This is a genomic window from Sinorhizobium alkalisoli, assembly GCF_008932245.1.
GTDB classification, from domain to species: domain Bacteria; phylum Pseudomonadota; class Alphaproteobacteria; order Rhizobiales; family Rhizobiaceae; genus Sinorhizobium; species Sinorhizobium alkalisoli.
This window is the reverse complement of record NZ_CP034910.1, coordinates 1,733,805-1,745,982: the sequence shown is the minus strand read 5'-3', so window position 1 is coordinate 1,745,982 and position 12,178 is coordinate 1,733,805. Positions and strand designations below refer to the sequence as shown.

Genomic DNA, 12,178 nt, shown 5'->3' with positions numbered 1-12,178 from the left:
GAAATCGTACCGCAGAATTCCTTTCACAGGAACCGATCAGGGCAGTTCATCCAGCCAGCCTCCGTCGAAGCCGGCGCGCCGCAGTCCCGTGACCACATAGGGGCACGCGCGCATCAAACGCCACAACAGGCCGCTCCAATGATTCTCGATCATCAGCACGATCGGCCCCTGATTGAGTCCGAAGTGCCAGGGTGACACCCACCAGCCGTAGGGGTTGCCTGGTTCACCTGGGTGGGTCGGATTGAAGGCTGCCTTGAAGCCGTATCTGTTGAACTTCGTCAGCTTCGCCTGGTGGACGCAGTAGTCAACCGCCTGCAGGACTATTTCAGGCGCGAACGGCAAGGAGGCGACCACCGACCAAGGCGCGAGCGTGCCATCGTCCGGACCGTAAGGAACGCCGCGTCCGACATAGTCGTAGAACTTGCGCTCGACGCCCTTCAGTTTGAGCGTCGCGGGGCCGGGACCCTCGCTGGCGGTGATCCCCCAGCAGCATTCCCGGTATCCATCGAACTTGCGGGGGTTGTCGATCGCATAGGCTCGCTGTACCTGAGTCGCCCGGCGGCTGTTCTCGAAATAATCGATGCCCTTCTCGCGCATGTAAGCGTCCTGTATGCCGCGAAAGTCGATCCAGACATGGGATAATTGGTGGGTGAACAGCGGTCCCGCGTAGAGGTACTCGTAACCGTAGCAACTCTCCCAATGATAAGTGGAGGTCCAGGCGGAGTAGCTCGATTCCGGCAGCGGGTGGGTCGGCGACCCCAGTCCCAGAATATAAAGAAGCAGCGCCTCGTTGTAGCCCTCCCAATGGTACTTGAGGAAGCCGGCCTCCGGTGTCCACCCGTGTGTTACCGTCGCTGCGCCATTCAGCGCCCACTGCCAATCCACCCGGCGGTAGAGCGCGTCTGCGATCTCCGTTATCTCCCGTTCGCGAGCATCCGACGCGTCGAAATACGCGGCGGCCGACAAGGCCCCGGCTAGGAGCAGGGCGCTGTCGATCGTCGAAAGCTCGCATTGCCAGGCGCGACGCCCGGTCGCCATATCGAGGAAATGATAGTAGAAGCCTTTGTATCCCGTGGCATCGGGTTGTGTCCCCTGAGGACTGCCCAAGAAGAACCGGAGTGTGGTCAACGTTCGATCGACTGCGGCTGCGCGACGCATCAGTCCACGCTTCACGGCGACGGGATAGCAGGCGAGCGCAAGACCTGTCGCGGCGATGCTGGACGGCCAGTTGGTGGCCGTCTTGTCGAGGATGAGACCGTTGGCGGGGCTCACTTCGTTGAGAAAGTAATCAAACGTCTGCCGCTGAAGTTGCTGCAGCTCGTCCAAAGAACTGGCCGCTTTCATGGCTTCCTCCTGCTTTCTGCTGCCGGGCGCAATGGCTGTGCATTCGGCAAAAAGACACGCGTAAGGCCGGACGAATGCCCGTACTCATCTCGTTGATTTCCCGCCTTCGGCATCTCAGGGAAGCCCGTGAATCGGGCATAATATACCCGTTCAGGAGTCACGACGCCCGGAAGATCAGTTGCGCAGCTTGAATGGCCTTGTCGTCCATATTTCGCCGGGATGGCCGATCGACGTCGATTCTCCCGGACGAGACAGGTAGTTAGACCGACCCGGCTTGATCCGCATCAAGGCGATCTTTCGCCGCCGCAATATCATTTTCAATGGTTTCGACTGCTCAATTAGAGCCGGGAGATATGAAAATGACCCCTCTGCAAACAATGCTGCTGACGAGTGCACTGCTGTTGGTCGGGACGCCGGCCTTTGCCGAAGACGCACATCACCCCGCGGCCACGCCTGTGCAGGCGAGCGAAGAGAGCACGCAGCCGCAAGCATCCGCCGCAAACCCAAGCGCCATGATGCCGTCCGGCGGCATGATGCCCGGCGATATGATGGGCGGAATGATGGGAATGATGGGCGGTGGTCAAGGACCTATGGACATGATGGCCACCGAACAGGGACCAATGGCGCAGGGCGGCATGTGGGCGATGGCCCAGATGATGGCGCCTGCACACATCGAGGGACGCATCGCGTTCCTGAAGACGGAGCTCAAGATAACGACCGAGCAAGAGTCGTTGTGGAACGCCTTTGCCGAGGTTCTGCGCGCTAACGCCCGCGGCGCACGGGAAGGCATGACGCAGATGCCAGGCGCGATGGATAGCACGGGCAGGGCCGCGGCGACCCCATTGCAGCGGATCGAGTCCAGGGAAAGCGCCCTCGCCAGCCGGCTCGAGAGTGTGCGCAAGCTGAAGGCAACTCTCGCCCCTCTCTATCAGGCGCTCGACGGAGCGCAGAAACAGATGGCCGACAGGCTACTCGTGCCGCCGATGATGGGAATGATATGAGCGTCACGACGGCGTTTGTCTTGGCAGCGCGTCATGCCAACAGATGATGTGTAGCCACCGCCGTGACCTCGCGCGTCAGGTCCACCAGCCGGTCAGCGGCGAGACGGTTCATCTGCCAGTAGAGCGGAACGTCGAGCGGCGTATCGGGGATCAGCTCGACCAATCGCCCGGTTGCCAGGTGCTCGCCGACGAGGAGTGCCGGGTTCATGCCCCAGCCCATGCCGGACAGACTTGCCTCGACGAAGCCTTGCGTCGACGGAAGCCAATGGGTGGGAGGGTTGAGGTCTTCTCCAAACACCTGGTGCATCCACCGGCCTTGAAGCCTGTCCTTTTGATTGAACGTCAACAAAGGCGCCTTGCCAATGGCCTCCTTCATGACGCCCTGCGGGAAATGGCGGGCGACGAAATCGGGGCTCGCGGTGGCGTGATAGCGCAGGGCTCCGAGTGACACGCGCCGGCAGCCCTGAACCGGCTTTTCCAGGCTGGTGACGGCAGCGATGACCTGTCCTCGCCGCAGCCACTCGGCGGTATGGTCCTGGTCGTCGACCGCGATGTTCAGGAGATAGGGGGAGCGGCTGGCGAAGCGCGACATGGCCGTCAGGAACCATGTGCCGAGACTGTCGGCATTCGTCGCAATATGCAGCGTCACGCGCAGTTCGGGTTCCGTCGGATCGACAAGCGCGGGCAGATGATTGAACAGTTCGGCTTCGAGCATCCCGACATTTTCCATGTGCCGGCAGAGCCATTCTCCCTTTTCGGTGGCGGTGCAGGGATTGCCCCTCGCGATCAGCACGATGCCGAGGCGTTCCTCGAGCTGCTTCACCCGTTGCGAAACCGCCGAAGGCGTCACGTTGAGCAGGCCAGCAGCTTTCTCGAAGCTGCCGGTCTGGATGACTGAGAAGACGGCACGGAGCGCTGAATAATCGAGCATGGATTAGTTTTGCTTAATTGAAGTTAGTAGAATTAACTAGCCTGAATCCCTGAGCTGCGATAGCAAAAAAGCCCATCACCGTTCGGGAGCTTTGAGGTATGAATTTTCCGGTTTACGGCACGGGCTTGGTGATGGGGCTCAGTCTCATCGTCGCAATCGGCGCGCAGAACGCTTTCGTGCTGAGCCAGGGCCTTCGCAACGAGCATGTATTTGCCGTCTGCCTCACCTGTGCCCTGTCGGACGCCGTGCTGATCACGATGGGTGTGACCAGTTTCCAGCAGATCGCGGCGCTGCTGCCCTGGCTCGATCCGGTCATGCGCTATGGCGGCGCGGCCTTTCTGGCCTGGTACGGTGCAAAAAGCCTTTATTCCGCCTTTCACGCGTCGGGAGCGTTGACGGTGCAGGAGGCGGGCTCATCGAGCCTTCGGGCGACCCTTTTGACCTGCCTTGCTCTCACCTGGCTCAATCCGCACGTCTATCTCGACACGGTCGTACTGCTTGGTAGCATCTCGACCCGGTCTCCGGGATACGAGGCCTCCTTCGCGGCGGGCGCCGCGACCGGCTCTTTCCTGTTCTTCTTTTCGCTCGGTTACGGCGCGACCTGGCTGAGGCCGGTCTTCGCCAAGCCCGCAGCCTGGCGAATTCTGGAAACGCTCATCGCCCTGACGATGTGGTCGATTGCCTTGAGCCTGTTGGCGAAGATGTAGCTGCCGTTCATTTCCGCGACGCTTGCGTGGAAGTGATGGCGACGGCAAAGATAGAGACAGCGCGTCTCATCGGTCTATCTGCAGCAAACAACACAGAACAGGTTTTCGAATTGTCGTCCGAATTCCACCATCTCCTGATTGTCTACAGCGCCTATGTGATCGCAGCCGGAAGCCCCGGGCCCAGCACCATGCGGATCATGGGGGTGGCGATGCATAGCGGAAGGCGTGCAGCCCTCATGCTCGCGGCCGGCGTCGTCAGCGGATCGCTCTTCTGGGGGGCGATGGCCGCGACGGGCGTTTCCGCAGTCATGATCCGTTATTCGGAAATCCTGGTGCTTCTCAAGATTCTGGGCGGCCTATATCTCCTCTATCTGGCCTTCAAGGCCGGCAAATCCGCGTTCGCCCCAGAGGCAGATGCTGCGCATGCGGGAGCGAACGGTGCCGTCCTGACTGGGGCAGAGCTCTATCGGCGCGGATTGCTCATGCATCTCAGCAATCCGAAATCGATCCTTGGCTGGATTGCCCTGGTCACTCTTGGACTTGGACCGGATTCGTCATGGCAGACACTTGCAGCGATCCTGGGCGGCTGTGCGGTGCTGAGCGTCGCGATCTTCGGCGGCTACGCGATCATCTTCTCGACGGCACCGATGGTTCGCCTGTACCGCCGGGCGAGGCGCTGGATCGAGGGGCTTCTCGCCATATGCTTTGGTCTTGCCGGACTGCGGCTGGTGCTGTCGCGCGCATAGACAGGCAGGCTTTCGAAGAGTCCTTGTTCCGGCGCCGACTATTCCACGGGCTCCTGCACCTGTGCCGTCGCCGGCTCGGCGAGAACCTTGCCGATCAGTCGCTGGCAGCGTTCGGCCATGAAGTCGATGATTAGTCGGACTTTCGGGTCCTGGAAGCGTTTGTGCGGATAGATCGCGGCAAGCTGGGCGCCGAGCGGCGGGGTCTCTTGGAGGATCGACAGCAGCCTGCCCTCGTCGATATGGTGCTTCACCTCGAAGAGCGGCTTGTTGATGATGCCGCGCCCGTCGAGCGCCCATTCGGTGAGCACGTCGCCGTCGTCGGAATCATAGGGGCCGGCCACTTCGAATTTGCGCACGCCCTCCGGCGTCTGCAGCGTCCAGTAATATTCCTTGGAGCCGGGATAGCGCAGCAGCAGGCAATCGTGGCGCCCGGTGATGAGTTCGTCCGGTGTCGCCGGCACGCCGCGCTTCTCGAAATACCGGGGCGAGCCGCAGAGCACCCGGTCGCAATTCATGATCCCGCGCATGCGCAGGTTGGAGTCTTCGAGTATGCCGAGCCGGAAAGCGACGTCGACGCCCTCCGCCAGGATGTCGACATTGCGGTCGGAAAGGCGCAGCCGCACCTCGATATCCGGATACTTGTCATGGAACTCGGGGATGCCGGAGGCGATCAGGCGGCGCCCCATGCCGAGCGGTGCGGTGATGCGAAGCGCGCCCTTGGGATTGCGGGAAAGATCGGCGACGGCGCTTTCGGCCTCGTCCACCGCTTCGAGGATCTTGACGGCGCCGTCATAGAAGACGCGGCCATGTTCCGTCGGCGTCAGCTTGCGGGTCGTGCGGTTGAAGAGGCGAACACCCAGTTGCCGCTCCAACTCCTTGATTCTGTTGCTCGCAACCGCGGGGGTCACGCGCTGGTCGCGACCGGCGGCCGACAGCGTTCCAAGTTCCACCACGCGCACGAACACGCGCACATTATCGAGATAGGACATGCTCCGCCTCAGGTTCTTAGGAACTGAAAATACCGTACCGGCACCATCTCCATTTTATAGTTTTTTTTGAAAGAGTTGGTCATCCCTTGGACGTTCCCGCTTGCTCCAGCAATGGCACATAATGCGGCCCAATGCATGTCGCTCCAACATGGGCAGCGGTTTGGGACTACGACATGCACAAAAACAAGAAATCCAAGGCGCGTCACGTGAACGCGTTGAAGGCGATGCGCTCTGGAGAAATGGGAGAACCCGCATGTACGAATATGCCATTGTCTGGGACTGGCTGACATTTGCCGTAAGATGGCTGCATGTCATCACCGGGATCGCCTGGATCGGCTCGTCCTTCTATTTCGTTGCGCTGGACCTGGGCCTGAGGCAGCGTTCGGGCATGCCTCTCGGCGCCTATGGCGAGGAGTGGCAGGTGCATGGCGGCGGGTTCTATCACATCCAGAAATATCTGGTGGCGCCGGAAAACATGCCCGAGCACCTCACCTGGTTCAAATGGGAGTCCTACGTCACCTGGCTCTCCGGCTTCGGCATGCTGGCCCTCGTCTACTATGCCGGCGCCGATCTCTATCTGATCGACCCGAGCGTGCTCGATGTCTCGAAGCCGGCCGCGATCGCCATTTCGCTTGCTTCGCTTGCCTTCGGCTGGCTTGCCTATGACGCGATCTGTCGTTCGCCGCTCGGCAGAGACAATACGCGGTTGATGGTGCTGCTCTATTTCGTGCTCGTCGCCGTCGCCTGGGGTTACACCCAGCTCTTCACCGGCCGCGCTGCTTACCTGCATCTCGGCGCCTTTACGGCCACGATCATGTCGGCCAATGTGTTCTTCATCATCATTCCCAACCAGAAGAAGGTAGTTGCCGACCTGATCGCCGGCCGAGCGCCGGAGCCGGCGCTCGGCAAACAGGCGAAGCAGCGTTCGACGCACAACAACTACCTGACGCTGCCCGTCCTGTTCCTGATGCTGTCGAACCATTATCCCCTGGCCTTCGGCACCGAATACAACTGGATCATCGCCTCGCTGGTGTTCCTGATGGGCGTCACCGTTCGTCACTGGTTCAACACCCGCCACGCCCGCCAGGGCAGCCCGACCTGGACATGGCTCGTCACGGCCCTCCTGTTCATCGTCATCATGTGGCTCTCGACGGTTCCCAAGGTTCTCTCGCAGGGTGGGGAGGCGAGGGCCTCGACCAGGGAACAGGCGGTCGTCGCGACGGCGGACTTCTCCAAAGTACGCGACACGGTGCTCGGCCGCTGTGCCATGTGCCATGCGCGCGAGCCCGGCTGGGAGGGGCTGGTCGTTCCGCCTAAGGGCGTCGTCCTCGAAACCGACGGCGACATCATCGCGCATGCCCGCGAGATCTATCTGCAGGCGGGACGGTCGCGGGCAATGCCGCCCGCCAACGTCACCGGCGTCAGCGAAGAAGAACGGCAATTGCTCGCCTCTTGGTACGAGACGGCCGTGAAGGAAGGAAAAATCCAATGAACGACCTCTTGATCCGCGGCCGGGTGCTGACTTTCGTCCGGGAGCCCCAGGGCATGGAGGACAGCGAGTCCTACCGCTTTTACGAGGATGGCGCGGTTCTCGTCGGCGGCGGCAAGATTACCGCCGTCGGACCTTACGGCGACGTGGCGGCCGCTGCCGGAGAGCGCGTGCAGTTGATCGATCATCGTCCGCATCTCGTCCTGTCCGGCCTCATCGATACGCATCTCCATTTTCCCCAGACCCAGGCGATCGCCTCCTATGGAGCGCAGCTCCTCGAGTGGCTGAACACCTATGTCTTCGTCGAGGAGCAGAAATTCAGGGAAGGCAAACACGCGGCCTTCATTGCCGGCCGGTTCATGGATGAACTGCTCTCCAACGGCACGACCACCGCCGTTGCCTATTGTTCGGTGCATCCGGAAAGCGTCGATGCCTTCTTCACCGCGGCGGAAGAGCGAAACATGCTGATGATCGGCGGCAAGGTGATGATGGATCGCAATGCGCCCGAGGCCCTGCGCGACACGCCGCAAACAGGCTATGACGAAACCAAACGGCTCATCGGCAAGTGGCATGGTCGCGGCCGCGCGCATTATGCGATCAGCCCGCGATTTGCGATCACCTCGACCCCGGAACAGATGGAGATCGCCCGGGCGCTCGTCGCCGAGCACCCGGCCTGCTACGTCCAGACGCATCTTTCCGAAAACAGGGATGAGATCGCCTTCGCCACTTCGCTCTACCCCGAAGCGCGGGACTATACCGATATTTATGCCCGCTATGACCTCCTTGGCCGCAAGACATTGCTCGGCCATTGCATCTATCTGAGCGACAGGGAAATATCCGTGCTCGCCGAGGCGGGCGCCGTCGGGGTCTTCTGCCCGACCTCCAACCTCTTCCTCGGCAGCGGCCTCTTCGATCGCGACCGCTTCGACCGGCTCGGCGGCCGCTATGCGGTAGCAACGGATGTCGGTGCAGGCACCAGCTTTTCGATGCTGGAGACCATGGACGAGGCCTACAAGATATTGCACCTGCAAGGCCAGCGGCTCTCGCCGCTCAATTCTTTCTACAGGATGACGCTCGGCAATGCCCAGGCGCTTGGTCTGGAGCATCGAATCGGTTCGCTGCATGTCGGCGCGGACGCCGACATCGTCGTGCTCGACAGCCGTGCGAAATCCGCAATGGAGCTGAGGATGCAGGTCGCGTCCTCACTTGCCGAAGAGCTCTTCGTTCTGCAGACGATGGGCGACGACCGCTGCGTCGCCGAAGTCTACGTCGCGGGCAAGCCGATGAAGCGGGCGACGGGACGGGTCGTGGCCGCGCGGGAAAGGGAACTCGAACTAATCTAAGATCCTTGGCCCGAAGCGAGCCAAGGATCTGTTCGCAGAGGCGCTATCAGAAGTCCATTCCGCCGGGTGGCATCGGGGGAGGGGCCTCCTTCTTCGGCTTCTCGGCGATCATTGCTTCGGTAGTCACCAGAAGGCCGGCAATCGACGCGGCATCCTGGAGCGCAGTGCGGACCACCTTGGCGGGGTCGATGACGCCCATTGCGAAGAGGTCGCCATATTCTCCGGTCTGGGCGTTCCAGCCCCAGGAGAAATTCGTCTTCTCGCGCAGCTTGCCGACGATGATCGACCCCTCGGCGCCGGCATTCTCGGCGATCTGCCGGACAGGAACTTCGATGGCGCGTCGAACAATCTCGACCCCGACACGCTGGTCGTCATTGGCCGTCTTGACGTTCCCGAGCACGCCGACCGAGCGCAGCAACGCCACGCCGCCACCGGGCAGGATGCCCTCCTCGACGGCCGCGCGCGTCGCATGCAACGCGTCGTCGACGCGATCCTTGCGTTCCTTGACCTCGACTTCCGTCGATCCGCCGACGCGGATCACCGCGACGCCCCCGGCAAGTTTCGCAAGCCGCTCCTGCAGCTTCTCGCGATCGTAGTCGGAGGTCGTTTCCTCGATCTGCGCCTTGATCTGGGCAATGCGGCCATCGATGTCGGCCTTTGCACCGGCGCCGTTGACGATCGTCGTGTTTTCCTTCTCGATCGAGACCTTTTTGGCGCGGCCGAGCATGTCGAGCGTCACGCTCTCCAGCTTGATGCCGAGATCTTCGGAGATGACCGAGCCGCCCGTCAGGACGGCAATGTCCTCGAGCATGGCCTTGCGGCGATCGCCAAAACCCGGCGCCTTCACGGCTGCCACCTTCAAGCCGCCGCGCAGCTTGTTGACGACCAGGGTGGCGAGCGCTTCGCCCTCGACATCTTCGGCGATGATCAGCAGCGGTTTGCCGGATTGGACGACGGCTTCGAGCACTGGCAGCATCGCTTGCAGATTGGAGAGCTTCTTCTCGTGGATGAGAATGTAGGGATCCTCGAACTCCGCCCGCATCTTGTCCTGATTTGTGACGAAGTAGGGCGAGATGTAGCCGCGGTCGAACTGCATGCCCTCGACGACTTCGAGCTCGGTTTCGGCGGTCTTGGCCTCCTCGACGGTGATGACGCCCTCGTTGCCGACCCGTTCCATCGCCTCGGCGAGATAGCGGCCGATTTCCGCGTCACCGTTGGCCGAGATCGTGCCGACCTGCGCGATCTCCTCATTCTTGGAGACCTGGCGCGCCTTGGTCCTCAACTCGGAGACGAGCGCATCGACGGCGAGATCGATGCCGCGCTTCAGATCCATCGGGTTCATGCCGGAGATAACGGCCTTGGCTCCTTCCCGAACGATGGCCTGGGCGAGGACTGTCGCGGTCGTCGTCCCGTCCCCGGCAATCTCGCTCGTCCGCGAGGCGACCTCGCGCAGCATCTGCGCCCCCATGTTCTCGAACTTGTCCTCGAGTTCGATCTCCTTGGCGACGGAGACGCCGTCCTTGGTAATCCGCGGTGCGCCGAACGACTTGTCGATCACCACGTTTCGCCCCTTGGGGCCAAGCGTCACCTTCACGGCATTGGCCAGCATGTCCACGCCGCGCAACATGCGTTCGCGGGCGTCGGAATGAAATCTAACGTCTTTGGCAGCCATGGTTCACTCCTTCTCAGACTGCAAGTTTCGATTGATGCCGGTGCCTGCAGCGCCGGGCGTTCCTCCTGGCACACAGGGCACGCTGCGCCGATGCGCTAGGCGACCTTCCGTTCAGTGCCCGAATCCTCGATGACGCCAAGTACGTCGGCTTCCTTCAGGATCAGCAGGTCCTCGCCGTCGATCTTGATCTCCGTGCCGGACCATTTGCCGAAAAGAACCCGGTCCCCGACCTTCACGTCCAAGGCGACGACCTGGCCCTGCTCGTTGCGGGCGCCGGGGCCGGCGGCGATCACTTCGCCTTCCTGCGGTTTTTCCTTGGCGGTATCGGGAATAATGATGCCGCCCTTGGTTTTTTCTTCGGACAATAGGCGGCGCACAAGAATTCGATCGTGGAGCGGTTGGAATGTCATCTCTTCCTCCTCAAGTTCCTGGTTCCCATCCACGCTGACCCGGGGAACGGCTGGTCGGCATCCATCGGGAGAGCCGAGCAAACGCGTCCGCCGGAGGAATCCGGCGGGGCAGCCCTCCTGCGAGCGCTCGGCAAAAGTGATCTGGTTTTGCCGGGAAATGATTTCAAGAGGGCTGGAGCGGGATTTTAGCACTCTTGGTATAAGAGTGCTAATGCATTGGAAATCGGGCCTGATCGCACGGCGAGCGGCCTGCCGGCGCGGGTTGGCGCCGGCAGGTACGCCATGGCATGTCCGCCTACTGGCTGTTGATGGCGATACGCTTCGCCTTGGACTGGCCTTGCTCGCTTTTGGGAAGCGTGACTGTCAGGACGCCGTTCCTGAAGTTCGCGCTCACCCTGCCTTCGTCGATCTCGTATCCTAGCGGAATGCGGCGCTCGAAGCGGCCGTAGAAGCGCTCGGAAAACTGATGCTCGGTGTCTTCTGTTTCGGCCCGTTTTTCGCCTCTTACGGTCAGCACGTCGTCGGTAAGGGTCAGTTCGACATCCTTCTCCTCGAGCCCGGGCAATTCCGCCGTCACCTTGATCTCCTTCTCGCCGTCGGTGACCTCGACGCTCGGCCAGCCGCCGCCAAAGCTGGAGAACGCGCTCTGGGGAAGGCGCGTATCGAGGCCGCGGAAGACGTCATCGAACAGCCTGTTCATTTCCCGGTGGAGTGCCAAGAACGGGTTGCGGTCTTCGTTGCGATAGGTTGCAGGGGTCTGTCCGCGACCCCAGGGGATCAGTTCACGTACATTCATCTTTCAGTTCCTTTCCGTGCCGATGAGGCGGGAAGGAGCCCCCAGCGGTTTCCATCCCGCCCTTTGTGGTTGCAATGATCGCGCTGCGACAGCAGTTGGTCCTGACCATCCTACGCAGCGTTCTTTTCGCCCTCGATCTGCTTCTTGGTCGTGGTGGGTGTGTCGGCCTGGTGGATCTCGATGCGGCGCGGCTTCATCCGTTCCGGAAGCTCGCGGACAAGATCGATCGAAAGCAAACCGTTGGCGAGTTTGGCGCCGGTGACCGTCACGTAGTCGGCGAGCTGGAAGCGGCGCTCGAAATTGCGCGTAGCAATGCCTCGGTAGAGGTATTCGGCGTCGTTCTCGCCGGCGGTTTCACCGCGGACCGTCAGCAACTGCTGCTCATGCGTGATGGTGATTTCCTCCGGTGCAAATCCGGCAACGGACATTGCGATGCGATATTCGTTTTCGCCGACGCGCATGATGTCGTAGGGCGGCCAGTTATCGTTCGGGGCCGTACGGCTTGCCGAATCCAGCAGGTCGAAGAGATGATCGAAGCCGACGCTGGAGCGCGACAGGGGTGAGAAGTCGAAGCTTGTCCTCATAGCCATATCCTCCTTGAGCAACATGGACACGAGAAGCGCCGAAGAGGCTGGCGCTCCTCGACAGGCGAGTCCCTTTAACAGGCAACTCATGCACTGGATTTAGTCAGTCCTGGAGGCGATTCAAGGGGGAGAAAGCGGCTGATGCAGGGGCAAAATGACCTGCCAA

At 61.5% G+C, this 12,178-nt stretch carries 12 protein-coding genes; 5 read left to right on the top strand and 7 right to left on the bottom strand.

What is annotated here, in order from left to right:
* Positions 1 to 36 precede the first annotated feature (36 nt).
* The gene (locus EKH55_RS25945; RefSeq protein WP_151613707.1) at positions 37 to 1,344 is read right to left on the bottom strand and encodes a glucoamylase family protein; all 1,308 of its coding nucleotides are present in this window, start codon (positions 1,342 to 1,344) and stop codon (positions 37 to 39) included.
* A gap of 359 nt (positions 1,345 to 1,703) precedes the next feature.
* On the opposite strand from EKH55_RS25945, the gene EKH55_RS25940 reads away from it, so the two are divergent.
* On the top strand, positions 1,704 to 2,345 hold the full coding sequence (locus EKH55_RS25940; protein ID WP_151613706.1) for a Spy/CpxP family protein refolding chaperone: 642 nt from the start codon (positions 1,704 to 1,706) through the stop codon (positions 2,343 to 2,345).
* Positions 2,346 to 2,376: 31 nt separating this feature from the next.
* Here EKH55_RS25940 and EKH55_RS25935 read toward each other — a convergent pair whose 3' ends face one another.
* Entirely contained in the window at positions 2,377 to 3,276 is a 900-nt protein-coding gene (locus tag EKH55_RS25935) for a LysR family transcriptional regulator ArgP (protein ID WP_151613705.1), read from the bottom strand.
* A gap of 98 nt (positions 3,277 to 3,374) precedes the next feature.
* On the opposite strand from EKH55_RS25935, the gene EKH55_RS25930 reads away from it, so the two are divergent.
* The gene (locus EKH55_RS25930; RefSeq protein ID WP_151613704.1) at positions 3,375 to 3,983 is read left to right on the top strand and encodes a LysE/ArgO family amino acid transporter; all 609 of its coding nucleotides are present in this window, start codon (positions 3,375 to 3,377) and stop codon (positions 3,981 to 3,983) included.
* Between the two features lie 110 nt (positions 3,984 to 4,093).
* On the top strand, positions 4,094 to 4,729 hold the full coding sequence (locus EKH55_RS25925; RefSeq protein ID WP_069456991.1) for a LysE family translocator: 636 nt from the start codon (positions 4,094 to 4,096) through the stop codon (positions 4,727 to 4,729).
* A 38-nt stretch (positions 4,730 to 4,767) separates the two neighbouring features.
* On the opposite strand, the gene EKH55_RS25920 is transcribed toward EKH55_RS25925, so the two are convergent.
* Positions 4,768 to 5,718, bottom strand: coding sequence for a LysR family transcriptional regulator (locus tag EKH55_RS25920; protein WP_151613703.1), 951 nt, complete (start codon positions 5,716 to 5,718; stop codon positions 4,768 to 4,770).
* A gap of 253 nt (positions 5,719 to 5,971) precedes the next feature.
* Between EKH55_RS25920 and EKH55_RS25915 the strand changes: the two genes are divergently transcribed.
* Complete coding sequence (locus EKH55_RS25915) at positions 5,972 to 7,210, top strand: urate hydroxylase PuuD (protein WP_151613702.1); 1,239 nt, start codon at positions 5,972 to 5,974, stop codon at positions 7,208 to 7,210.
* Complete coding sequence (gene guaD / locus EKH55_RS25910; RefSeq protein ID WP_151613701.1) at positions 7,207 to 8,550, top strand: guanine deaminase; 1,344 nt, start codon at positions 7,207 to 7,209, stop codon at positions 8,548 to 8,550. Before EKH55_RS25915 ends, guaD begins: the two co-directional genes overlap by 4 nt.
* A 46-nt stretch (positions 8,551 to 8,596) precedes the next feature.
* Here guaD and groL read toward each other — a convergent pair whose 3' ends face one another.
* The 4 genes from groL to EKH55_RS25890 all read right to left on the bottom strand — a co-directional run bounded on the left by groL (position 8,597) and on the right by EKH55_RS25890 (position 12,012).
* Positions 8,597 to 10,222, bottom strand: a complete 1,626-nt coding sequence (gene groL / locus EKH55_RS25905; RefSeq protein ID WP_151613700.1) for a chaperonin GroEL — start codon at positions 10,220 to 10,222, stop codon at positions 8,597 to 8,599.
* A gap of 95 nt (positions 10,223 to 10,317) precedes the next feature.
* Positions 10,318 to 10,632 (bottom strand): co-chaperone GroES, encoded by a 315-nt coding sequence (locus EKH55_RS25900; protein ID WP_069456963.1) that lies wholly within the window; start codon positions 10,630 to 10,632, stop codon positions 10,318 to 10,320.
* Between the two features lie 295 nt (positions 10,633 to 10,927).
* The gene (locus EKH55_RS25895) at positions 10,928 to 11,428 is read right to left on the bottom strand and encodes an Hsp20/alpha crystallin family protein (RefSeq protein ID WP_151613699.1); all 501 of its coding nucleotides are present in this window, start codon (positions 11,426 to 11,428) and stop codon (positions 10,928 to 10,930) included.
* Between the two features lie 110 nt (positions 11,429 to 11,538).
* Positions 11,539 to 12,012, bottom strand: a complete 474-nt coding sequence (locus tag EKH55_RS25890; protein ID WP_106407751.1) for an Hsp20 family protein — start codon at positions 12,010 to 12,012, stop codon at positions 11,539 to 11,541.
* Between the last annotated feature and the right edge of the window lie 166 nt (positions 12,013 to 12,178).